Here is a 24,190-nt window from a genome sequence, read left to right on the forward strand (position 1 = left end):
AGCAGAAGACCATCCGAAGCCCATGAACGGGGATAATGCATCTTTCGGCATTGACTTTCGGCACGCTGTTGAGTTCTCAAAAATCGGGCGCACACCGCGTCCGGGCTTCTCAGCCAGGACCCCGGGGCAACCTGCGCTACCTTACCGGATCAGAGCCACCGGGTCAAGACCCAATTTTTCTGACCTTCCACCCGCATCCAAGCTACCGCCCCGGGTCAGACGACACGGTTCGGCTCAGCTAGCCTTGGGGGGTTCGGAGCGACCGGCCGCTTTCGCGTCCCGCGCCTCGCTCCAACAAGAAGAACATTACGTGGCTCCCAGGTAGCCGGTCAAATCGGTTTCCGGTGGGCTGAATCACACGGCTGTAATTTGCCCTCGGCAACCCAGATGTGGGAGTGGAGCCGGCCACCTCAGCCCTGCGTCGCAGACGCCAGAACCCCTGCGAACGAACGCTTCCCGCGCCGCAGCACCAGCACGCCACCCGGCAGCAGGTCGTCTGTCCCCGGCACGTACTCGGCGTCCTTCACCTTCTCGTTGTTCAGGTAGCCACCGCCTTCGGCCACCGTGCGCCGGGCCGCGGACTTGCTGGCGACCAGGCCGGACTTCACGAGCAGATCGGCGTACGTCGGCATCGGTTCGCCGGCGCCGAGTTCGACGTGGGGTGCTTCGCGGAGTGCGGCGACCAGTGTGGAGCCGTCGAGGGACGCTAGCTCCCCCTGGCCGAAGAGCGCCTTGGACGCCTCCTGCACTCGTCTGGTCTCCTCCTGGCCGTGCACGAGCGTGGTGACGTCCTCAGCGAGTAGCCGTTGGGCCTCGCGTGCCTGTGGACGTTCGGCTGTCGCCTGCTCGAGCGCTGCGATCTCCTCCGCCGTACGGAACGTGTAGAAGCGCACCAGCTGCATCACATCGCGATCGTCGGCGTTGAACCAGAACTGGTAGAACGCGTACGGCGATGTCAGCTCCCGGTCCAGCCACACGCTGCCGGACTCCGTCTTCCCGAACTTCGTCCCGTCGGCCTTCGTCACCAGCGGTGTGGCCAGTGCGTGCGCCTTACCCGACTCGGTACGGCGGATGAGCTCCACACCAGCGGTCAGGTTCCCCCACTGGTCGCTCCCCCCGGTCTGCAGCGTGCAGCCGTAGCGCCGGAAGAGCTCCAGGTAGTCCAGCGACTGCAGCAGCACGTAGCTGAACTCGGTGTAGCTGATCCCCTGCTCCAGCCGCGCCTTCACCACCTCACGGCCGAGCATCCGGTTCACCGGGAAGTGCTTGCCGATGTCCCGGAGGAAGTCGAGGGTGTTGAGGTCCTTCGTCCAGTCGTAGTTGTTGACGATCCGGGCCGGGTTCGGCAGCGCGGTGTCGAAGTCGACGAACTTCTCCACCTGGACGCGGACCTTCTCGACCCATTGGTGGACGACGTCCTTCGGGTTCAGCACCCGCTCGGAGCTCTCCTTCGGATCCCCGATCAGACCGGTGGCCCCACCGACAAGACCGATCGGGTTGTGGCCGGCCAGCTGGAGCCGGCGCAGCGTCAGGAGCTGCAGCAGGTTGCCCATGTGCAGGCTGGGTGCCGTCGGGTCGAAGCCGACATAGGAGGTGATCGGTCCGCTCGCCATGGCCGCCCGGAGGGCGTCGGGATCGGTGGAGTGCGCGATCAGGCCGCGAGTCTCCAGGTCGTCCAGCACCTGGGTACGGCGTTCGGTCCCGCTGTCGGTCACTTGTCTCTCCTCGAGTACGACGGTCAGCTACAAGTGTCCTGTACGACGGGGTGCCAGGGTCAGGTGGGTTCCGGACGGGTGAGGACGTTGCGGAGTTGCGGACGGAGCGCATGCCCGTCGGGGCCATGGACTGTGGCGGCTGTCGGGCGGTGCGGGTCGTGCGCACCTGGGTCAGGGTTCGGCACAGGCAGACCGTGCGACAGGACCTGCTCAGCGGGTGTCAGCTGACGGATGCCGATGGCACTGACATGGTCCGGGTGCGTCTGGGCGAAATCGCCGTACAGCCGGGGGTCGTGCTGGCCGTCGTCGCCGACAAGGACCCAGCGGACGTTCGGGAACTCCTTGGCCAGCCGGCGCAGGGCGGTCCGCTTGTGCTCCTGGCCGCTGCGGAACCATCCGGTGTTCGTCGGCCCCCAGTCCGTCAGCAGCAGCGGCCCCACGGGGTACCCGTGCCGGGCCAGGAAGCGGGTCAGCGTCGGCGCCGTGTTCCAGGCACCGGTGGACAGATAGAAGATCGGCGCACCCGGGTGGTCCGCGAGCAGCTCGTCGTACAGCTGGGCCATGCCCGGTACGACGCGTCGTGCCTGCTCGTCCCGGACGAACGTGTTCCACGCCGCGATCATCGGACGCGGCAGCATCGTCAGCATCACCGTGTCGTCGATGTCGCTGACCAGTCCGAAGGTGGCGTCCGGGTCGGGCACGAACACCCGCGCCCGCGCCTGCCGGTCGCCGTGCACGCCGAGGTCGATCTCGTGCCACCCCGGCGGCAGCACCACCGGCACGGTCAGGTCGACGAATCCGCCCCGGTCCGTGACGGCGTCGAACGTCTGCCCGCCCACGGTGACGGTCACCGCCACCTTGGTCGCCGGTGCGGTGACGAAGACGCGCCAGCCGCGCACCACTTGATCCTCCTCGAACCGCGGCTGGTTGCGCGGGTCGCGACCGAGGACGACCCGGGCCAGCACCCGGACGAAATCCGAGGTGCCGTAGCCGACGTGCGGAATGATCCGCTCGCGCCAACCGCGCCGCCGCAGCACCGCTTGCACCCCGATGTTTAACCAGTCCTCGAGAAGGGACGCGTAGTGCGGACGGGCCATACTCCGAACCTACCCGGACCAAGGTCCCCTACGCCTGCTCCCCCGGCGGCGCGGGACGACCTTTACCAAACTGCTCTGCAAGCCCTTTGAGAACTGTCGGACCCGCCTCCTAGGGTCTTCGCATGACACAGACCTCTGCCGCTCTCGGGATGTGCTTCCCGCGCACGTTTCCCGCCGCCCTGGTGACCGATGTGGCCCGCCGCCTGGACACCGGCGGCGCGGACGAACTGTGGATCATCGAGGACTGCTTCTACACGGCCGGACCGTCGCTGGTCTCGGCCGCGCTGACGTCGACCGAGCGCCTCAAAGTCGGCCTCGGCATCGTGCCCGCGGTGGTGCGTACGGCGGCCGTCACCGCGATGGAGTTCGCCACGCTCGAGGCGCTCGGCCCGGGCCGCTTCCTGCCGGGCATCGGCCATGGCGTGCAGGAGTGGATGGGTCAGATGGGCGTCCGCCCGAAGTCGCCGCTCACCACGCTCGAAGAGGTGACGACCACAGTCACCAAGCTCCTCGCCGGTGAGACCGTGAGCTTCCAGGGCAAGGCGGTGTACCTCGAGGACGTGAAGCTGGATGCGCCTCCGGTCGAGCCGCCGCCGATCCTGCTCGGCGTGATGGGGCCGAAGTCGATGGCGCTGGCCGGTCGCGTCGGCGGCGGCATCGTCCTCGCCGAGCCGGCCACTCCGCCGTACGTGCGGCAATCGGTCGAGTACGCCGGATCGCCGGAGGGCTTCGTGGTCGCGGTGTTCAGCGCCATGTGCGTCCGCAGCGACCGCAAGGCGGCGTACGAGTGGACGGCGCCGTGGCTAGGGTGGCGGATCAACGACAACCACCCAGGGGTGACCGCGCTGCCGTTCTTCGCGGACATGAAGAAGCTGTACGACGAGTCAGGCGCCGAAGGGCTCGTGGCGATGCCGACCGACTGGTGGACCGAGATCGGCGCGATCGGGACACTGGACGACGCCGCCGCGCACATCCAGGCGTTGGAGGCGGCTGGTGTGCACCACATCGGGCTGTTCCCGGACCCCGAGGTCGAGCACGGACTCCCCCAACTCGACCACGTGCTGGAGCTGGCGAAACGCTAGCCCCGACGTTTCGGCACGTGCGGCCGGTATGGCGAAACAGTCGGGTCGCCGGGGATCCAGAATCGCCAGTTGCGGTCGGCGGCTTCCCGGAGACCGACCCGAGGGCCGGTGGACGGTTCGCCGTCGAAACCCGGACCGGGCAGCAGTTGCACGCTCGAGCCCTTGGCCAGCAGGTCGACGCCGTTGTGGTCCCGGCCGATGCCGAGGGCAACGCATAGCCGCGCCGGGCCGCGCGCCAAGTCGCGGTCCGGGTTCACCTTCGGAGGCTTGACGACCGGACCCTGCCGGACGCCGGCTTGGTTGAACTTCACCCGTTGGGTCTCCAGCGGCCCGCGACGTACGCGGGCCAGCTCAACGCCCTCGATGATCTCGCCCGCCCGCAGCAGGACGGCTGACGGCTGACCGTCCGGACCGACGCTGACGTTCATGCAGAAGTGCATGCCGTAGGTGAAGTAGACGTACAGGAAGCCCGGCGGGCCGAACATCACCGCGTTGCGCGCCGTCTGACCCCGGTACGCGTGCGAGCCGGGGTCGTTCGGACCGTCGTACGCCTCGACCTCGGTCAGGCGGACTGCCACCGTGCCTTCATTCGAGGTACTGCGCAGGACCATGCCGAGGAGTCTCGGGGCCACTTCGAGGACAGGATCCGCGAGCAGCGAACGGCGTACAGGCATGCGCAGCACCCTAAGCGAACGCGCCGACAGAACCTGCGTTCACCCGAGACGAGCGTTGTGAGCCGTGACCCGGGCGCGAAGCTCTGCGAGTTGTTCGACGACCCGTTCCTGCGCCGTGCCGCCGCGGGTGTTGCGGGAGGCGAGCGAGCCCTCGACGGTCAGCACCGAGCGGACCTCCGGCGTGAGGTACGGCGAGATCGCGGCAAGGTCCTCGTCGGTCAGGTCCCACAGCTCGATCCCACGCTTCTCGCACTCCTGCACGCACGCGCCGGCCAGCTCGTGAGCGACCCGGAACGGAATCTTCTGCCGGACCAGCCACTCCGCGATGTCGGTCGCCAGCGAGAAGCCCTGCGGCGCCAGCTCCTCCAGCCGCTCGGCGTTGAAGCGCAGCGTCCGGATCATCCCGGTGAACGCCGGCAGCAGCACCTCGAGCGTGTCGATCGAGTCGAAGACCGGCTCCTTGTCCTCCTGCAGATCGCGGTTGTAGGCGAGCGGCTGCGCCTTCAGCGTCGCGAGCAGGCCGCTCAGGTTGCCGATCAGCCGGCCTGCCTTGCCCCGCGCGAGTTCGGCGATGTCCGGGTTCTTCTTCTGCGGCATGATGCTCGACCCGGTCGAGAACGCGTCGTCCAGCTCGACGAAGCCGAACTCCTTCGTCGCCCAGATGATCACTTCCTCGGCCTGCCGGGACAGGTCGATGCCGATCTGCGCGGTGACGAACGCGAACTCGGCCACGAAGTCACGCGACGCGGTCCCGTCGATCGAGTTCGCCGACGAATCGGTGAAGCCGAGCTCGACGGCAACGAACTGCGGGTCCAGCCCGAGTGAGCTCCCCGCCAGCGCACCCGATCCGTACGGCGAATCGGCCGCGACGCGAGCGTCCCAATCAGCGATCCGGTCAAGGTCGCGGACGAGCGGCCAGGCGTGCGCGAGCAGGTGATGCGAGAGCAGGACCGGCTGCGCGTGCTGCAAATGAGTCCGCCCCGGCATGGCGACGCCGAGGTGCTTGTCCGCCTGCTCGGCGAGCGTCTTCACCTGCTCCAGCACCAGCCGGCTGATGACGCGGCCGTGCTCGCGCAGGTAGCTCTTGAACAGCGTGGCGACCTGGTCGTTCCGCGACCGGCCGGCGCGCAGCCGTCCGCCCAACTCCGCTCCCAGCCGATCGAGCAGACCGCGCTCGAGCGCCGTGTGCACGTCCTCGTCGTCCTCGGCCGGCAGGAACTTCCCGGTCAGCACGTCGTGGAGCAGCCCGTCCAGGCCGGCCAGCATCGCGGTCAGATCGTCGTCAGTCAGCAGCCTGGCGCGGTGCAGCACCTTGGCGTGCGCCTTCGACCCGGCGATGTCGTACGGCGCGAGCCGCCAGTCGAACTGCGTCGACTTGCTCAGCGCTGCCAGCGCATCCGCCGGCCCTCCCGCGAACCGTGCGCCCCACAGGGCCACACCTTCTCCGGTACTCAACTCACAGTTCCTTACTTGGGTTCGCGGGCTGCCAGGGACAAGAAGCGGGTGGCGAGGGCGGGGCCGCCGGTGGGGTTGCGGGAGACGACCATCACGGTGTCGTCGCCGGCGATCGTGCCGAGTACGTCGTCGAGTCCGACGTGGTCGATGGCCGACGCGAAGTACTGGGCCGCGCCCGGCGGGGTGCGCAGGATGACCAGGTTCGCACTGCCTTCGGCCGATACCAGGACCTCGGACGCGACTCTGGCCAGGCGCGATTCGAAGGCGGCCGCCTCACCGGCTCGCGGCGTACGGTCGCCGCCTTCACCTGGTACGGCGTACACAAGTTGGCCGGACGAGTCGCGGACCTTGACCGCGCCGATCTCGACCAGGTCGCGGGACAGCGTGGCCTGCCCGACGACCAGTCCGGACGCGGCGAGCAGGTCGGCCAACTCCGTCTGCGATCGCACCGGCTGCCGGCCGAGCAGGTCAACGATGCGCTGCTGGCGCGCGGTCTTCGTGGTCGGCACGGCAATGTTCATCCACGTCCTCGCTTCGCTCCGGGCGCGGATGAGACACGAGGCGCGCTCTGCCTGATGATGAACTCGCTGCGCTCGCTCATGAGCCGAAACTCCTCGCCAGCAGCCAGGACAGCAGGGCCTTCTGGGCGTGCAGGCGGTTCTCGGCCTCGTCCCAGACGACCGACTGCGGTCCGTCGATCACGGCCGCCTCGATCTCCTTGCCGCGGTACGCCGGCAGGCAGTGCAGCACGATCGCATCGGCCGCAGCCTTCGACATGAGCTGCTCGGTCACGGCGTACGGGACGAACGGCGCCTCCCGCACACCCGCCTCCGCCTCCTGCCCCATCGAGACCCAGGTGTCGGTGGCAACCACATCGGCACCGTCGACGGCCGCGTAAGGATCCGCGGTCCAGGCGACCGAGCCGCCAGTCTCGGCGGCGATCTCCGCGGCGCGAGCCAGGATGGCCGGATCCGGCTGGTACTCCGCCGGAGAACCGACGACCACGTGCATCCCGGCCGTCGCACCACCCAGCAGGTACGAGTGCGACATGTTGTTCGCGCCGTCACCGAGGTACACCATCTTCAGCCCGGCCAGGGTGCCCTTGTGCTGCCGCACGGTGAGCAGGTCGGCGAGGATCTGGCACGGGTGGAACTCGTCGGTCAGCGCGTTGATCACCGGCACCCGCGACGCCGACGCCATCTCCTCGATCCGGCTCTGCCCGGAGGTCCGCCAGACGATCGCCGCGACCTGCCGGTCCAGCACCTTCGCGGTGTCGGCGATCGGCTCGCCACGCCCCATCTGCGAGGTCTGCGCGTCGATGATCAGCGGGATGCCGCCCAGCTCGGGGATGCCGACCGCGAACGAGATCCGGGTCCGGGTCGAGGTCTTGTCGAAGATCACCGCGACCGTCTTCGGTCCGGCCAGCGGCTGGTGCCCGTAGCGGTCCTGGGACAGCTGCTGCCCCAGCGTCAGAACCTCGTCCTGCTCGACCGGGCTCAGGTCGTCGTCGCGGAGAAAGTGCCGAACAGTCATGCCGCCCCCACGTGGTCGAGCAGCCCGGGCAGGGCCGCAACGAAACTGTCGGCATCAGCCTTGCTCAGGATGTACGGCGGCGCCAGCCGCAACGCGTTCGGAATCGGGTTGTTGATCACGAACCCGGCCTCCAGCGCCAGCGCGGCCAGCTGGTCCGAGACCGGCTGGGTCAGCTCGATCGCCAGCAGCATCCCCCGCCCGCGTACGTCGGCGATCAATGGATGGTCGAGCGCGATGATCGACGAGGCTAGGTGGTTGCCGACAGCATTCACCTGCGCCAGCAGCCCGTCCCGCTCGATCACGGTCAGCACCGCCAGGCCGGCGATCGCGGCGACCGGATTGCCGCCGAACGTCGTTCCGTGGTTGCCCGGCTGCAGCAGCTCCGCCGCCGCACCAAGCCCGATGCAGGCACCGATCGGGATTCCAGCGCCAAGGCCCTTCGCCACCGTCACGAGGTCCGGCGTGATCCCCTCGGTCTCGAACGCGAACCAGGTCCCGGTCCGTCCGATCCCGGTCTGGATCTCGTCGATCCACAGCAGCGCGCCGTGCGCGGACGTGATCCGCCGCGCCGCCTGGAGGTACCCCGGCGGCGGCACGACGACACCGTTCTCCCCCTGGATCGGCTCCAGGATGACAGCCGCCGTCTCGTCGTCGACCGCTGCCGCCAACGCGTCGGCATCGCCGTACGGGACGAACTCCACGTCTCCGGGCAGCGGTGCGAACGCCTCGCGGTACGCCGGTTTCCACGTCACCGCGAGCGCGCCCATCGAGCGGCCGTGGAACGCGCCGACGGTGGAGACGATCTTGGTCCGGCCGGTCCGCCGGGTGATCTTGAACGCCGCCTCGTTCGCCTCGGTGCCGGAGTTGGTGAAGAACACCTTGCCCGGGGCATCGAACAGACCGAGCAACTTCTCGGCGAGCGCGATCTGCGGTGCGGAGGCGAAGAAGTTCGACACGTGGCCGAGGGTCGCGAGCTGCGATGTCACCGCGGACACCACGAACGGGTGCGCGTGACCGAGGCAGTTCACTGCGAGCCCGCCGAGCAGGTCGAGGTACTTGTTGCCGTCGGCGTCCCACAAGTAGGCGCCTTCACCCCGCACCAGCACGCGCTTCGGCGCGCCGAACGTGTTCATCAGCGCGCCCGTGTAGCGCTCGGTGAGCGCCGCCTGGGTGCCGTCGACGGTGAGCAGTTCGGTCATGACGGGATCACCTGGGTTCCACTTCCGGCGTCGGTGAAGATTTCCAGTAGCAGCGAGTGCGGCACGCGGCCGTCGATCACAGTCGCCCGGGAGACGCCCGCCTCGACCGCACGCAGGCAGGCCTCCATCTTGGGCACCATGCCGGAGGCGAGCTTCGGCAGCAGCTCGGCCAGTTCGGTGGTGTCGATCTGGGTGATGATCTCGTCGCTGTCCGGCCAGTTCCGGTACAACCCGGCCACATCGGTCAGCACGACGAGCTTCTCGGCGCCGAGCGCCGCGGCCAGCGCGGCCGCTGCGGTGTCGGCGTTGACGTTGTGCGCCTGACCGTCCTCGTCCGGTGCGATTGTTGACACCACCGGAATCCGGCCGGCGTCGATCAGGTCGACCACCGCCTCAGGTCGTACGTGCACCACGTCGCCGACGAGTCCGATGTCGACCGACTCACCGTCAACCAGCGCGGTACGGCGTTCCGCGGTGAACAAGCCGGCGTCCTCACCGGACATGCCGACCGCGAACGGGCCATGCGCGTTGAGCAGCCCGACCAGCTCCCGGCCGACTTTGCCGACCAGGACCATGCCGACGACGTCCATCGCCTCGGGCGTGGTGACGCGCAGGCCGCCCCGGAACTCGCTGTCGATGCCGAGCCGGCCAAGCATGTCGCTGATCTGCGGTCCGCCGCCGTGCACGACGACGACCCGGACCCCGGCGTACCGCAGGAAGACGATGTCCTCGGCGAACGCGCGCTTGAGCTTGTCGTCGACCATCGCGTTGCCGCCGTACTTGACGACCACTGTCTTGCCGTGGAACTGCTTCAGCCAAGGCAGCGCCTCGGTCAGGACCGCGGCCTTCTCCACCGCATCCGCGTGACTTGTGCTCATGAGGAGTACGCCGAGTTCTCTTCGACGTACGCGTGCGACAGGTCGGTGGTGAGCACCGTGGCTGAGGCCGGGCCGGCATGCAGGTCGATCACGACGTCAATCTCCAAGCCGCTCAGATCTGCTTCGGATCGATCGACGCCCTTGCCGCCGGCGACGCAGATCGGCGCGCCGTTGAGGGTGATGTCGAGCAACGACGGATCGAACGCGGTCGGAGCGTTGCCGACCGCCATCGCGATCCGGCCCCAGTTCGGGTCAGAGGCGAAGAACGCGGTCTTGCAGAGGTTGTCCTCGGCAACGACCTTGGCTGCGGCCAGCGCCTCGGCCTCGGTGGCGGCGTTCCGCACGGTGATGCTGACGTGCTTGGTGACGCCCTCCGCGTCGGCCTGCAACTGCTTCACCAGGTCGGCGGCGAGCGTGGTCAGCGCGGCCTCGAAAGCCTCCGGTGTGACGGTGACTCCGGACGCTCCCGAGCTCAGCAGCAACACCGTGTCGTTGGTCGACGTTCCCCCGTCGACGTCGAGCCGGTTGAAGGTCTTGCCGACCGCGTTCCGCAGCGCGTGGTCGAGGTGCGGCTGATCGAGTACGGCGTCGGTCGTGATGACGCTGAGCATGGTCGCCATGTTCGGCGCACACATGCCGGCGCCCTTCGCGAACCCGCCGATACTCCAGCCATCAGGGTGTTTGAGCACAGCCTGCTTCGGCACGTTGTCGGTGGTCATCACCGCTGTCGCGGCAGCCAGGCTGTGCGAAGGCTCGTCGCCCAGAGCAGCCACGGCCGCGTCGATCCCTGGGATCAGCGCAGACATCGGCAGCCGCTCGCCGATCAGGCCGGTCGAGCAGACCCCGATCTCGGCCGCCCCGACTCCGAGCACCTCGGCCAGCTTCTCCGCGGTCTGGTGAGTGTCCTGGAATCCCTCCGGTCCGGTGCAGGCGTTGGCGCCGCCGGAGTTCAGCACGACGGCCTTCAACTTACCGGCGGTCAGTACCTGCTGGGACCACAGCACCGGCGCCGCCTTCACCTTGTTGGTGGTGAAGACACCGGCGGCGACGTTGTGCGGTCCGTCGTTGACGACGACGGTGAGGTCCGGCGTGCCGGCCGGTTTGATTCCCGCGATCACCCCGGCCGCACGGAAGCCGGCGGGCGCGGTGACCCCGGCGCTCCGATCGACTTGGGTGGACGGGGTGACAGCAAGCGTCACGGTGCAACTCCGATGAGGGGAAGGGCCAAGGTCTCGTCGAGTCCGGTGGCCAGGTTCATGCACTGCACGGCGCCGCCGGCAGTGCCCTTGGTGAGGTTGTCCATCGCGGCCACGATCACGGCGCGGCCGGTGCGCTGGTCGAGCGTGACCTGCAACTGCACGGTGTTGGCACCGAGAGTGGCCTGCGTCTGCGGCCATTGCCCCTCGGGAAGCAGGTGCACGAAGGGCTCGTTGCGGTAGGCATCCTCGTAGGCCTGCCGCAGCGTCGCGAGATCGGTGCCATCGGCGACCGGCGCGCTGCAGGTGGCGAGGATGCCCCGCGACATCGGCACGAGCACCGGGGTGAACGAGACACTCACCGGCTGCTCGGCGTACGGCGTGAGGTTCTGCTCGATCTCCGGCGTGTGCCGGTGGGTGCCACCGACGCCGTACGCGGAGGCGGAGCCCATCACCTCGGCTCCGAGCAGGTGCGGCTTCGGCGCCTTGCCCGCGCCGGACGTGCCGCTGACTGCGACCACCACCAGTTGGCCGGGATCGACGACACCGTTCTGCACGGCGGGGAGCAGCGCGAGCGTGGAGACGGTGGGGTAACACCCCGGTACGGCGACCCGGTTCGACCCGCGGAGCTTGTCCCGTTGACCCGGGAGCTCCGGCAGTCCGTACGGCCACGAGCCGGCATGCTCGCCGCCGTAGAACTCGACCCACGGCTCGGCCTCGGTCAGCCGGAAGTCCGCGCCGCAGTCGATCACGGTGACGTCCTCGCCGAGTTGCTCGGCGATTCCGGCGGACTGTCCGTGCGGCAGGGCCAGGAACACCACGTCATGACCGGCCAGCGTCTCCGCCGTGGTCTCGACCAGGATGCGCCCGGCCAGGGGCACGAGATGCGGGTGGTGCGCGCCGAGCGCCGTACCGGCGTTTCCTCCGGCGGTGAGGGCACCGATCTCCACCTCGGGGTGCCCGCTCAGCAACCGGAGCAGCTCACCCCCTGCATACCCACTGGCACCGGCGACCGCCACCTTCACGCTCATGTGAATGAGTATGCCAGACCTTGGAAAAATATCCAACTGATGCCGGTACGCCGCCTTCTCCATCCTGGCCTGTGACACACGTCATGTCACGGCCGGGCGGGTAGCGCGTGTCCGCAAGGGGGACGACGACCTGAGGAGGACGGGATGGCCCGGATCGAGCTGGAGCACCGCAAGACGTGGTTCGTGCGGATGGTCGAGTGGAGCAGCCGGAGGATGTACCGCAAGGTGCCGGATCCGGTGAACGTGGCGCTGCACAACCGGCGGGTGCTGGTGTCGACGATGCTGCTGGAGGGGTCTGCCGCGCGGTGGAAGAAGCTGGACCCGACGCTCAAGGCACTCGCGGTGATGATGCCGTCGGCGCAGATCGGCTGCAGTTGGTGCATGGACTTCGGCTACTGGGAGTTCCACCACCAGGGTGTCGACCCGGCGAAGCTGCGCGATGTGCCAGGGTGGCGGGACAGCGACGTCTACACGGATCTGGAGCGCGCGGTGATGGAGTACGCCGAGGCGATGACGGTGACCCCGCCAACGGTCACCGACGAGCAGGTCGAGCGCCTGCGCCAAGACCTGACCGATGAGCAACTGGTCGAGCTCACGGCGCTGGTCTCGCTGGAGAACTTCCGGTCCCGCAGCAACGCCGCGCTCGGCCTGACCAGCCAGGGCTACAAGGAGTTCTGCGAGCTGAGGCCGGTCACGTGACCGAGGACGGTGCGGACCGCGCGGACGAGCAGCTCGCCCGCGAGTTCGACGAGCACCGCGCTGTTCTGGTGGGAGCGGCGTACCGGGTCGTGGGTAGCGTCACCGACGCGGAGGATGTCGTCCAGGAGGCCTGGCTGCGGTGGGCCGCGATCGACCACGGCGACATCCGCGACCCGCGGGCGTACCTGATCCGCATCACCACGCGGCTCGCGCTCAACCGGCTCCGGGAGCAGAAGGCTCGGCGGGAGCAGTACGTCGGACCCTGGCTGCCCGAGCCGATGTCGCCGCAGCTCGCGGCGCCCGACGCGGATCCGGCGGCGGTCGTGGAGCTCGCGGACTCGGTCAGCATGGCGATGCTGGTCGTCCTCGAGACGCTCTCGCCGCTCGAACGTGCGACGTTCGTCCTGCGTGAGGTGTTCGATCTCCCGTACGACGAGATCGCGGACACCCTCGGCCGGTCGGAATCCGCGGTCCGGCAGCTCGCCCATCGGGCTCGGGAGCACGTGCAGGCGCGGCGGCCGCGGCATCACGTCGACAAGGCACGGCACAGCGAGCTGACCGTGCAGTTCATGGCGGCCGCCGGGACCGGCGACTTCGAGCAGGTCGTGTCGCTGCTGGCGCCGGATGCGGTGCTGGTCAGCGACGGCGGCGGCAAGAAGAAGGCGGCGCTCCGGCCGATCCACGGCGCGGCCAAGATCGTCCGCTGGCTGTTCGCGGTGATCGCGGAGAACCCCACCTTCGAGATCCGGATCAGCACGCTGAACGGCGAGACCGCGGCCATCGCGTACGACGGCGACGAGCCGGACACCGTCGCCTTCTTCGAGATGACCGACGGCCTGATCACCGAGCTGTACCTGGTCCGCAACCCCGACAAACTGACCGCCGTCCCATCCCACCGCACCCTCGACGCCCAGCCGTAAAGCTCAGCCGCACAGCTCAGCCGTAGAGCTCAGCGGCGGGAGCGGACCAGGACGAGGAGAGTGGTGCCGAGGGCGGTGAGGAGCGTGCCAAGGGTGACGAGGATGGCTGGTGGGCCGCCGGTGGCGGGAAGTTCGGTGTTGTTGAGGCGCTGAGGTGCGGCCGTGGGTGGCGCTCCCAGGGTGACCTTGACCGGGGCAGTGACGGCGGCACCGGTTGCGTCGGTGCGCTGGTACGACACCTTCGCGGTTCCGGTGAAGCCGGCCGTCGGGATGAGGCTGATGGTCCCGTCCGGAGCGACGGTCCAGGTGCCGGAGGCGTCGGTGACGCGCTTGGTGCAGGTGGCGGAGCCGGTGCGCAGGCAGACAGTGCCCGGGTTGGTCGCGCCGTCGTCGTTGAGCAGCGGGTTGACCGCGACCGGGTTGCCCGGCGTGCCGGTGGCCGAGTCCGCGGTTGCCTTCGCAAGGATCGGCGCCGCAACCGTGATGTCGACCAGCGCCGTGTTCGACGTACCGTTCGCGTCGGTGACCCGGTAGGCGAGGGATCGCGTCGTACCGATGAAGCCCTTGGCCGGGGTGAACGTGATCGCGCCGTCCGCCGCCACCACGAAACCACCCTCGTCCGGAACGGTGACCGCCTTCTTGTCCTTACCGTCCGCCGGATCACGCAGTACGACGGAGTCCGGCGCGAGCGGCGCGGACGGGTCACCGGGCTTGTCGTTGCCGAGCACCTCGATGACGACGGCCTGGCCGAAACCGGTCCGGGCGCTGTCGTCGCCGGTTGCCGGACGCACCGGCACCACTGTCACCGTGATCGTCGCGCGCGCCGAGTTCCGGTTGCTGTCCTTCACCTCGTACGCCGCCGGCGGCGCCGTACCCGTGAACGTCGCCACCGGGCTGAACGTCACCTTGCCCTTGGCAACCGACCACTCCCCTTGACCGGCGACCGTCACATCGTCGACGAGCGCGCCAGCCGCACCGACCAGCAGCAACGTCGCGGGATCCAACGTCGCGTCCGGTCCCGGCTTGTCGTTCGCCAGCGGGTCGACCGTCACCGCCACATGTTGCTTGGTCCGCGCCGCATCAGGTGTCGCCACCGGCCGGGCCTGGACCGCCACAGTCAGGTCGGCCGCGCCGATCGTCCCGTTGCTGTCGGCCACCTGATACCCGACGGGCGTCGTCGTACCGGCGAACCCGTCCACCGGCGCAAACCGGATCCCGCCTGACGGCTGGACAGTGAACAACCCTTGCCCCGGCACCTCCAGTGAGGTCACCGGATCACCACTCGCAGGATCGAGCAAGCGCACCTCGCCGACCGCGAGCGGCGCCGACCCGTCACCCGCCTTGTCGTTGTCCAGCACCGCGACGTTCACGGCAGTCTCGTACGGCGTCGACGCCTTGTCGTCCGCGGCCACAGGCACCACCGGCGTCACCGTCACCGCGACGGTCGCGGTCGCCGAGTTCCGGCTCGTGTCCGTCACCCGGTAGACGATCGAGACGACACCGCGGTACGCCGGCGCCGGATCAACCGTGAGCTTCCCAGTCACCGCATCCACCACGAAGCCGGCCTGCCCGGCGATCGTTGCCGTCCGCCCCCAGCGCGCCGTGCTGACGTCGTACACCTGCACGGAGGTCTTCTCCAGCTGAGCTGCCGTGCCCGGCTTGTCGTTGCTCAGCGGATCGACCGTCACCTTAACGTTCTGCTTGGTGGTCGCTGTGTCAGCAACCGCCTCCGGACCCTTGCCAACCGTGAGGAACAGCAGTCCCTCCGCGGTCGACCCGTTGTCGTCGGTGATCCGGTACGTCGCCGGAGTCGTCACCCCCTGGTAGTCCTTGACCGGGGTGAACGTGATGGACCCGTCGTCCGCGGCGGTGTAGCTGCCCTCACCAGGCTGAGTAACGGTCTTGCGATACCCACCGGCCGGGTCCTTCAGCACCAGGCTCGTCCGAACCAGCGGCGCGGTCGGGTCGCCCGCTGTGTCGTTGGCCAGCACGTCGACCGTGATCGGGTGGTTGTACGGCGTGATGCCCGAATCGTCCACGGTCACGGGCCAGATCGGAGTGACGGTCATCGTCAGCGTCGACGCGGAGAAGTTCCTGTTGGAGTCGGCGACTCGGTAGTTGATCGCCAGCGCCTTGCCGCGGAAGACCGGCAGCGGGTCGAAGACCACCGCGCCGCTCGGCTGCACGGTGTACGTGCCCTGGTTGGCCACCGTGACCTTCTTGACGTAACCGGTGCTGCGAGCAGCCGGGTCGAGCAAGCCGACCGACGCCGGATCGAGCTTGGCGCCGGTGCCCGGGCTGTCGTTGGACAGCAGGTTCACGGTCACGGTGACGTCCTGCAGCGTGGACGCGGAGTCGGCGACCGCGATCGGTGGCAGACCGACCGTGATCCACAGCTTGGCGGTCGTCAGCGTCCCGTTGCTGTCGGCCACTTGATAGGTCAGTGGAGTGCCCGGGCCACGGAACGTCGCGCCCGGATCGAAGGTCACCACTCCCCCGGCCGCCGAGTAGACCCCCTCGTTCGGGATCGCGACCTTCGCCTTCAGCGACCCATCCGACGGATCGGTGAGCAGCAGACTGCCCGGAACCAGCGGAGCGCTCACGTCGCCGGGCTTGTCATTCGCCAGCACCTTGACCGTGAGGGTCTTGCCGTACGGCGTCGTCGCCACATCGTCAGCTGCGATCGGAGTGATGGGAGTGACCGTCACCGCGATCGTCGACTTGGTGGCCTGATCGAACCAGTCCGTGACGCGGTAGGTCACCGTGGTCGCCGTACCGGTGAAGCCGGGCAGCGGGTCCACGGTGACGGTGCCGTCGGGATTCACCTGGTAGCTGGCCTGACCTGGGATCTTCACCAGCTTCTTGAGGGAGCCGTCGGCCGGATCGAGGAGCGCAAGACTCAGCGGATCCAGGCCAGTGCCCTGTCCGGCGGTGTCGTTCGCGAGCGGGTCGACCTTCAGCCGGACGTTCTGCTTGCCGGTCGCGGTGTCCGGCTTCGCGGTCGGTGTGGCCGGCTTCGCGATCGTGACGGTCAGCGTCGCGGTGGCCAGCGAGCCGTTCACGTCCGAGACGCGGTAGGTGATCGGCGCCGCGACCCCGGTGTACGTCGGCAGCGGGTCGACCTCGACCTTCCCGTCCGGCTCGACTGTGAACGTCGCCTCGCCGGCGACGACGACCGTGGTCTTCGGCTGATGGGTCTTCGGGTCGAGCAGCCGCACACTGCTCGGAACCAGCGGGACCGCCGGGTTGCCCGCGGTGTCATTGGCCAGCACCGCGACCGAGGCAGTCGTGTCGTACGCCGTACTCACGGTGTCGTCCAACGCATCCGGCTGGACCTTGGTCACCCGGACCGCGAGGGCCGCCGTCCCGAGCGCACCGTTGCCATCAGCAACCTGGTACGTCACCGGCGTCGCCGCGCCGCTGAACGTCCGGACCGGCTCGAACAGGATCCGGCCGTCCGGCTTCGCGGTGTACTTGCCCTGGCCCGGGACGACGATCGACGTCCTCGGCTCGGAGCGCGTCGGCGCGATCAACCGCACGCTGCCCGGCACCAGCGCCGATCCGGTCGGGCCAGGCTTGTCGTTGTCCAGCACGGGTACCAGCACCAACGCGCCCTGCAGGATCGTGACGGCGTCCGGGTTCGCGACCGGCGGACCGGGTGTGTCGACCGAGACGGTCAGCGATGCCCGCGCCGCGGTCCCGTTCTTGTCCAGCACCTGGTAGGTCAGCGTCGTACCGACGCCGTGGAAGCCGTGCACCGGACGGAACGTGACCTTGCCGTCGGCCACCAAGTACGTCGCCTGCCGCGCGATCGTCACCTGATCGACGAGCTTCTGGCTGACCGGGTCGACGAGTCGCAGGCTGGCGGGATCGAGCGGAGCATCCGGCGATCCGGGCAGGTCGTTCTCGAGCACCGGTACGACGGCGTCCGTGTCGAACGCAGTGGACACGGAGTCGCCGTTCGCCGTGGGCTTCACCGGGGTGACGGTGACGACGAGCGTGGACTCGGCGGCCTGCTTGGTGCTGTCGGTGACGCGGTAGCCGATCGACGTACCGACGCCGGTGAACCGCGGCTTCGGCACGAAGTCCACGGCGCCGCTGGGCTTGACGGCGTACTCGCCCTCGCCCGGAATGACCACCGTCTTCTTGAAGGTCGCGTCGGCCGGGTCGCGGAGTACGACGGAGCCGGGGACCAAGGTGACACCAGGCGCGGCGTGGTCGTTGGCGAGCGGCTTCAGCGCGACGCTGACGTTCTGCGGGGTGGTCGCGGTGTCGGGCGTGGCGACCGGACCGGCGGGCAGCGCGACGGTGACGGTCAGGGTCGCTGTGGCCGTACTGCCGTTGCTGTCGGCAACCCGGTAGGTGACCGGCTTGGCCTTGCCGACGAAGCCCGGGACCGGGTCGACGTCGATCTTGCCGTCGGACCTCGCGACGTACTTGGCCTGGCCGACGACGTTCACCATCTCGACGCACTTGCTGCCGTCGACGAGGCACAGGGTGCCCGGCTTGAGCGGCGCATCCGGGTCGCCGGGCTTGTCGTTGCCGAGCACGTCGACGATCTGGCCGGTGTCGAATGCGATGGTCGCGGTGTCGTCGAGCAGGATCGGGGGTGGCGGCGGGGCGATCGTGATCGGGTGGTCTTCGACCTCACCCGCGTCGGCGACACCGGTTGATTTCTCCACCTGCGCATCGTTGTAGCCGACGCGCACCCGCGCGTACGAGGCTCCGGCCTTGGGGCGGGCGAGCTTGGTCCAGTTGAGGGTGGCCGCGCTCTGACCGGCGGCGAAGGTGGTGCAGGCGCGCTCGGCCGGCTGGAAGGAGCCGTTGCGGTCGAGGTCGATCCACGCGCAGACCCGGCCCGACTTGGACGCGCCGCTGAGGGCGACGGTCGCGGAGTAGGCGCTCGCGTTGGTGCGGAGTGGTTTGAACGTGACGCCGTCGTCAGCCTGATCGGGCGTCTTCGGACCGGTGGTGCCATTGGCAACGGTCGCGTTGTCTTCCGTTGCATCCTTGCCGAGGCGTACGTCGCTGAGCACCGACCAGGCGGCGCCGTACGACTCGGGGGCGTCGCCGAAGTCCTCGCCGGTGGACGCGAGCACGGAGAACGCATCGCCGGAGGTCGGGGTGTTGAACGCCGGGAGCTTCGGGTGCTTGGTGAAGATCGCGGTCACGTCGAAGCTGAGCTTGGTGGCGACACCGTTGATCCGGACGGAACCGCAGGCGGCGCCGGCGCCGGCGTCGGGGCCGCCGGCGCCGGTCTTGGTGTTGATGCAGTTCGGGCCGGCGTCATGGTTCGCGGCGGTGATCGTGTCGCTGGTGACGGCGAGGTTGTTGCCCTGGCCGACCTTCGTGAGGCTGAGGCCGGCGGTGGTGAGCTTGAGCACCGAGTGCAGCTCGGATTGGGCAGTGGGTTTGTCGCTGACGGTCTGGGTGACGGCGCCGCCGATCCCGGCCAGGTGGAGCACCGGGTTGCGGACCGGCTGCGAGAACGCGATCGTCACCGTGCCTCGGTCGCCACAACTTCCGGTGGACGCGCAGGTCCCGGTCTTCACCAGGAGGTCCTCGGCCGGCGTCGTCGGCGCGATCGGCGGTGCGTAGGTGGTCGGCCCAGTCCCCCGAACGCCCGCGGTGGTCGCATCCACCAACTCCGTCTGCCCCGTCACGGTGATCGTCTGCTTCAGCCCTGACCCAGGCATCACCGCGGTCGCCGAGTCACCCTGCACGAACGGTGCGGACGGCACTTCATAGGCGGTCGCGTCCATGCATGGCAGGGCGAGCAGGCCCAGCACCAGCAGAATGGATGCGCCCGGTCGCGTCGCCCGCATGTGCAGCCCTCCCGAGCAATCACGTTTCCGCATGCTTCGGCCGCGGGGCGGGCGGGCCAGCGTAGAAGTAACGGCCTACGCTGGCCCAATGTTACGGGCTAATCACTCTCCGAGGTCGTAGATCCGGACCTTGCCGATGCTGTGTCGCAACGTGGCCAGCTGGTCGAGCTCGGTGGACACGGTCCCGTCGCGGGCGTCGGCGTACAGCCAGCGGACGTCGTACTCGTCGCGGAGCCGGCGGAGGCGGTCCGGTGTCGGCGTGGCCAGGGTCTCGGTAGTGAGCGCGACCCGCTCGGGCCAGGGCGATGGTTGTTCGGTGTACCGGCGGCCGCCGACACCCTGCTCGGCCATCGCCTGGTTCGTGTACGCCCAGCCCTCCATCAGCGTCCGGCGGCCGGCGATCCCGGTGACGAGATAGCCGCGGGCATCACACCCGGGCGTCTGTGGTCCGGCCGGCCGGCACCAGGTGTTCGTGGCAACGACATCGGTCGGAGCGGAGTGCTTCTCGAGCCACAACGCCGCCAGGGCTTCATCCCGATACACCCACCAGTGAGGCGCCCGGTACGTCTGCGACTTCTCCGTGTCCCCATGCGCGGCGCTCTGCAGGAACGAACTGATCGGCGAGATCGCCAGCAACATCAGTACGACGAGCAGCCCACCACCCGCCTGCCGGAGGAACAGTCGCCACACCAGCAGCAGCACGATCGTCAACGCCAGTACGACGAGCAGCACGCGGGTGCTCAGCCACAGCTGACGGCCCGGCGACGCGGCCGGCACACCCCTCGCCCACACCAGCAGACCGGCACAGACCACCGACACGACGAAGGCCGTGACCGCCACCGGGATCGGCCGTTCGGCCGCACGGACACTGACGGCAGCGAACCAGCCTGCTGCGGCCAGGCTGAACGGCGCGGTGGTGTAGATGAAGTAGGACTCGCTCACGGAGGGATGGTCGATCAGGAGGTACCCCGCCCAGCCGGCGATCATCGCACCCAGCAGGAACCACGCGACCGGATCCCGCCGGCCGGCGACACCGAACCCGGCCCAGGCCATCGCCTGGAGCGTGAGCAGTACGGCGAGCAGCAGCGTCAGTGTCCCGATCACCGCACCATGCGCCAGCGCCGGCAGGATCAGGCCGCCCTCCCCCGCCGGCGTCGTATCACCGGTCGCGGCCGTGTAGACGGGCAGCGACTTCAGGACCGCAAGGAACTGCAGCCGCGAGCCATTGGTGCTCCCGGCAACCGTCAGCAACGTCGCGGCACCAACCGCCACGAGCACGGCACCGGCCACGATGATCCGCCGCGGCACCCGCCGGGTCGTCACGAGCAGGAAGACCGCGGCCAGCCCGACGCCCGCGACCAGCAGCGGCAGCACCGTCGGCTTCGACCCACCGCCGACGATCGCAACCGCGATCACGACCACCCACAGCCGGCCACCGGCGTTCCTGAACAACAGCTCGATCAGCAAGACCGCCGCAGTCACACATGCGACCAGCCCGAACGTCTGTGACGGACTGAGGAAGCTGACCGGCGGCGCCAGATTCACACTCGTGTCGAAGAACAGGTACAACTGCGGCGCGGCCAGGGCGATCGCCGCCAGCAGGCCGGTCCACCAGGTCCGACTCATGGTCCGCGCCAGCGTCGCGCACACGAGCAGTACTACGACCAGCCACGGCAGAAGCCACAGCCGGAACAGCACGATCATCGGTGTCAGCCGAGTGATGTCCACCGCCCCGGCCATGTCGGCGTTCGCGAACCAGTGGTACTCCAGCCGCTCTCCCACCACCTGCGGCAACTCCGGCGGCACCGACCGGGTCAGCTCATTCACCAATGACAGGTGGTAGAGCAGGTCCGGGTAGTACGCCGACCCGTCCGGTGGCATCGGGTGGTACGCCAGTACGCCGACGGTGGTCGCGCCGACCATGACCGCGGCCGACACGGCCAGTGCCCAGGTCCATGCGACCGGCAGTGGCTTCGGGTCGGCGATCCGCCAGCACCCGCGCAACCGACGTACTGCGGCGAAGGCGATCAGCACCAGCAGGGGCCAGACGATCAGCCAGCGCTGCCAGCCGAGTGCGGTGAACAGAGCCCAGCCGATCAGCTGCCAGGTCGCGCCGACGACGGAGCCGAGGCCGAGGTCCTCCGCCCAGTTGCCGGTACTGCGCCACGCAGCGCGCAGGAGGAGAGTGCCTGGGAGCGCGATCGCCAGGGCGAAGTAGACGGCGTACTTGACGATGGGACCCGGTCCGACGTCGACCGAGAGCAGCCCGATGACCGCGACCAGGAACGGCAGCAGCCAGGGGAGGAACCGCTTCATCGGTGCGGTACCGGTTCCTGATGTCCTTGGTCTTCGAGGCTGTCGTAGCCGACGAGGAACTGTGGCCGGCGCTGGCTGGACTGGAACAGGCGGGCGACGTACTCGCCGAGCAGGCCGAGGCAGAGCAGTTGGATCGCGCCGATGACGCTCACCGCGAGCACGGTCGACGTCCAGCCGGGGATGCCGCGGCCGGTGAGCTTGATGAGGAGCGCGCCGACGACGAACATCACCGACAGCAGACCGCCGAGCAGCCCGAGCCAGGTCGCCAGCCGCAGCGGCGCCGCCGAGAACGCGGTCACGCTGTCGAACGCGAGCCGCAGCATCTTGGTCAGGTTGTACTTCGTCGTCCCGGCAGCCCGCTCGGCGCGAATGTAACGCACCTCGGCGCTCGGGAAGCCGAGCCACGGGATCACCAGCCGGAACACGCGGCCGTCCTCGGGCAGCGCGTTCACCGCGTCGACCACCCGCCTCGACACCAGGCGGAAGTCGGCCGCGTCGAACGGAATGTCCTTGCCGACCAGCCGGCACATCAGCCGGTAGTAGAGCCGCGCCGTCGTCCGCTTCGGCCACGAGTCACTCGACCGGTCCGAGCGAACGCCGTACACGACGTCGACGTCCTGCTCGCGCGCCGCGGCGAGGAACTCGGGGATCACCTCCGGCGGGTCCTGCAGGTCGGCGTCGATCGTGACGACGTATCGACCGCGGGCACGCCGGAAGCCCGCCGACTGCGCGGCCTGATGGCCGCTGTTGCGGAGCAGCCGTACGACGCGCAGCTGCGGCCAGTCGTTCGCGGCCTCGAGCAGCAGCGCGGCGGTCCGGTCCCGGCTGCCGTCGTCGACGACCAGCAGCTCGTAGCTGATCCCGAGTCCGTCCAGCAGCGGGTGCATCCGCTCGAAGAAGATCGGCAGCACCTCTTCCTCGTCGTACATCGGTACGACGACGGAGAGCTCAGCGTCCCGCATGGTGTGCAGACCTTCCAGTTCGACCGGCCGAAGGGATGACGTTACTCATGTCGCGCTCAGGTCGGCGGTGAGATGGCGACTCCGCCGGTCCGGCGCGGATCACCGACCGCGACCAGCCCGTCCGCCGGATCCCAGAACGCGGCCGCGACACCGCCGAAGTACATCGAGTGCGGCGGCATCGGCCGGGTCGGCAGCGAGGTCGTGCCGGACACCTCGAGGTCGTCCTCGTAGTCGACCACCACATCCTGGCGGACCCGCACGTGCAGCCGCGGATGCTCGACCGCGTCCGCGAGCGACAGACCGCCGTGCGTGTAGAGCGCGTACACCTGGGCCAGCGCGGTCGGGATCCGGTCCGATCCGGGTGAGCTGATCGCGAGCACCGCACCGTCGCTGTCGCGGCGGGCCACGCTCGGCGCCATGTTGGAGGTGAGCCGCGTCCCAGGCGCCAGGCTGTGCGGCCCGCCGTGCAGGAGCTCCTGCTCGCCGAGCGCGTTGTTCAGCCAGATGCCGGTGCCTGGTGTCAGTACGCCCGATCCGTAGCCGGACGAGACCGTGATCGCGCAGGCATCGCCTTCGTCGTCGACCACCGAGACAGTCGCCGTACTGGGTGAGCTCAGCGCACGCAGGTCACCGGCCGCGGCGAGATCCAGCAGCTTCTTGCTCTCGAGCTGTCGCTGGTCCTCGGTGTCCAGCTCGGCGAGGCGTTGCCCGAGTACGGCGTACTGCACCTCGACGAGCCGCTCGAGCTCGGACTGGTTCCAGCTGCCGTCCGCGGGTACGCCGTCCAGCAGCGCGAGCATTGCGGCGACGGCCACTCCCCCGACGGCCGGCGGCGGGTTGGTCGCCAACCGCCACCCGTTCTGCCGGACCATCAACGCCGGACGTACGACGGCCTCGTACGCCGCCAGGTCCTCGGCAGTCAGGATGCCGTCGTTCTCGGCCATGTCGCGGATGAGCAGCTGGGCGAGCTCGCCGGTGTACATGGTCTCGGCGCCGTCGCGGGCGATCAGCTCGAGCGCTTCGGCCAGCTCGGGGATCACCAGCGTGGTGCCGGCCTTGATCACCGAGCCGTCTTCCTCGTGCACGACCCGATGACTCGGGTGGTGCCAGCCGAAGATGATCTCGTGGGTGAAGCCGAGGTAGTAGCCCGACGTCCGGCTCAGCGGGAACCCGTTGCGGGCGACGTCGATCGCGGGCTGGACGACCTCGCGCCAGGGCGCCTTCCCGGATCGCCGGTGGGCCAGGTCCAGTGCCTTCATCCCGCCGGGAGTCGCGACCGACCCGTGCCCGACGGTGGTCGTCGTACCGCCGCCGTAGTCGGTGGTGACGTCCCAGACACCTTGGCCGAACCGTTCCGCGGGCAGGCCGCGGCCGGGCATCTCCACCCAGCCGTCGATGGTGACCGCGTCGCCGCCGGCCACCTGCAGGGTGACGAAGCCGCCCGAGGCCGGCGAGACCACGCCGATCTCGTTCACCATCGTCACCAGGGTGGCTGCGATCGCCGCGTCCACGGCGTTGCCACCTTCGGCCGCGACGCGAACGCCCGCCTCGGCCGCCGCCAGGTTCGGCGCGGCGACCGCCACCCGCGGGTGCCCCCGCCCGGCCATC

General features: G+C 69.1%; 17 protein-coding genes. 3 read left to right on the top strand and 14 right to left on the bottom strand.

Annotated features, from left to right (window positions below; all coding sequences use genetic code 11):
• Positions 1 to 410: 410 nt before the first annotated feature.
• Entirely contained in the window at positions 411 to 1,715 is a 1,305-nt protein-coding gene (gene tyrS / locus E0H75_RS24895) for a tyrosine--tRNA ligase (protein ID WP_131516088.1), read from the bottom strand.
• A 59-nt stretch (positions 1,716 to 1,774) separates the two neighbouring features.
• The gene (locus E0H75_RS24900; RefSeq protein ID WP_131516089.1) at positions 1,775 to 2,812 is read right to left on the bottom strand and encodes an App1 family protein; all 1,038 of its coding nucleotides are present in this window, start codon (positions 2,810 to 2,812) and stop codon (positions 1,775 to 1,777) included.
• A 122-nt stretch (positions 2,813 to 2,934) separates the two neighbouring features.
• Between E0H75_RS24900 and E0H75_RS24905 the strand changes: the two genes are divergently transcribed.
• On the top strand, positions 2,935 to 3,894 hold the full coding sequence (locus E0H75_RS24905) for an LLM class flavin-dependent oxidoreductase (protein ID WP_238163257.1): 960 nt from the start codon (positions 2,935 to 2,937) through the stop codon (positions 3,892 to 3,894).
• Here E0H75_RS24905 and E0H75_RS24910 read toward each other — a convergent pair.
• The 8 genes from E0H75_RS24910 to argC form a co-directional block, all read right to left on the bottom strand.
• Positions 3,891 to 4,568: a DNA-3-methyladenine glycosylase gene (locus E0H75_RS24910; RefSeq protein WP_131516090.1), complete on the bottom strand. Its 678-nt coding sequence runs from the start codon at positions 4,566 to 4,568 to the stop codon at positions 3,891 to 3,893. The genes E0H75_RS24905 and E0H75_RS24910 overlap by 4 nt on opposite strands.
• Before the next feature lie 39 nt (positions 4,569 to 4,607).
• Positions 4,608 to 6,023: an argininosuccinate lyase gene (gene argH, locus E0H75_RS24915; protein WP_131516091.1), complete on the bottom strand. Its 1,416-nt coding sequence runs from the start codon at positions 6,021 to 6,023 to the stop codon at positions 4,608 to 4,610.
• 11 nt (positions 6,024 to 6,034) lie between these two features.
• A complete protein-coding gene (locus E0H75_RS24920; RefSeq protein WP_131516092.1) occupies positions 6,035 to 6,544 on the bottom strand; it encodes an arginine repressor in 510 nt (169 codons plus the stop codon).
• Between the two features lie 76 nt (positions 6,545 to 6,620).
• The gene (gene argF / locus E0H75_RS24925) at positions 6,621 to 7,556 is read right to left on the bottom strand and encodes an ornithine carbamoyltransferase (protein WP_131516093.1); all 936 of its coding nucleotides are present in this window, start codon (positions 7,554 to 7,556) and stop codon (positions 6,621 to 6,623) included.
• Positions 7,553 to 8,755 (bottom strand): acetylornithine transaminase, encoded by a 1,203-nt coding sequence (locus E0H75_RS24930; protein ID WP_131516094.1) that lies wholly within the window; start codon positions 8,753 to 8,755, stop codon positions 7,553 to 7,555. Before E0H75_RS24930 ends, argF begins: the two co-directional genes overlap by 4 nt.
• Positions 8,752 to 9,633, bottom strand: coding sequence for an acetylglutamate kinase (argB, locus tag E0H75_RS24935; RefSeq protein WP_131516095.1), 882 nt, complete (start codon positions 9,631 to 9,633; stop codon positions 8,752 to 8,754). Before argB ends, E0H75_RS24930 begins: the two co-directional genes overlap by 4 nt.
• On the bottom strand, positions 9,630 to 10,832 hold the full coding sequence (gene argJ, locus E0H75_RS24940) for a bifunctional glutamate N-acetyltransferase/amino-acid acetyltransferase ArgJ (protein WP_131516096.1): 1,203 nt from the start codon (positions 10,830 to 10,832) through the stop codon (positions 9,630 to 9,632). Before argJ ends, argB begins: the two co-directional genes overlap by 4 nt.
• Complete coding sequence (argC, locus tag E0H75_RS24945; RefSeq protein WP_131516097.1) at positions 10,829 to 11,860, bottom strand: N-acetyl-gamma-glutamyl-phosphate reductase; 1,032 nt, start codon at positions 11,858 to 11,860, stop codon at positions 10,829 to 10,831. Before argC ends, argJ begins: the two co-directional genes overlap by 4 nt.
• 144 nt (positions 11,861 to 12,004) lie before the next feature.
• On the opposite strand from argC, the gene E0H75_RS24950 reads away from it, so the two are divergent.
• Together E0H75_RS24950 and E0H75_RS24955 are read left to right on the top strand one after the other, a co-directional pair.
• Positions 12,005 to 12,559: a carboxymuconolactone decarboxylase family protein gene (locus E0H75_RS24950; RefSeq protein ID WP_131516098.1), complete on the top strand. Its 555-nt coding sequence runs from the start codon at positions 12,005 to 12,007 to the stop codon at positions 12,557 to 12,559.
• Positions 12,556 to 13,479 carry an RNA polymerase sigma-70 factor gene (locus tag E0H75_RS24955; protein ID WP_131516099.1) on the top strand — a complete coding sequence of 308 codons (924 nt, stop codon included), beginning with the start codon at positions 12,556 to 12,558 and terminating at the stop codon, positions 13,477 to 13,479. Before E0H75_RS24950 ends, E0H75_RS24955 begins: the two co-directional genes overlap by 4 nt.
• 29 nt (positions 13,480 to 13,508) lie before the next feature.
• Here the strand turns inward: E0H75_RS24955 and E0H75_RS24960 are convergent, their stop codons facing one another.
• The 4 genes from E0H75_RS24960 to E0H75_RS24975 form a co-directional block, all read right to left on the bottom strand.
• Positions 13,509 to 19,304 carry an Ig-like domain-containing protein gene (locus E0H75_RS24960; protein ID WP_131516100.1) on the bottom strand — a complete coding sequence of 1,932 codons (5,796 nt, stop codon included), beginning with the start codon at positions 19,302 to 19,304 and terminating at the stop codon, positions 13,509 to 13,511.
• A gap of 102 nt (positions 19,305 to 19,406) precedes the next feature.
• Positions 19,407 to 21,620: a hypothetical protein gene (locus E0H75_RS24965; RefSeq protein ID WP_131516101.1), complete on the bottom strand. Its 2,214-nt coding sequence runs from the start codon at positions 21,618 to 21,620 to the stop codon at positions 19,407 to 19,409.
• Positions 21,617 to 22,582: a glycosyltransferase family 2 protein gene (locus E0H75_RS24970; protein ID WP_131516102.1), complete on the bottom strand. Its 966-nt coding sequence runs from the start codon at positions 22,580 to 22,582 to the stop codon at positions 21,617 to 21,619. The genes E0H75_RS24965 and E0H75_RS24970 overlap by 4 nt, the downstream gene beginning before the upstream one ends.
• Before the next feature lie 56 nt (positions 22,583 to 22,638).
• Positions 22,639 to 24,189: a gamma-glutamyltransferase gene (locus E0H75_RS24975; RefSeq protein ID WP_131516103.1), complete on the bottom strand. Its 1,551-nt coding sequence runs from the start codon at positions 24,187 to 24,189 to the stop codon at positions 22,639 to 22,641.
• Between the last annotated feature and the right edge of the window lies 1 nt (position 24,190).

This window comes from Kribbella capetownensis, from assembly GCF_004331485.1.
GTDB lineage: Bacteria > Actinomycetota > Actinomycetes > Propionibacteriales > Kribbellaceae > Kribbella > Kribbella capetownensis.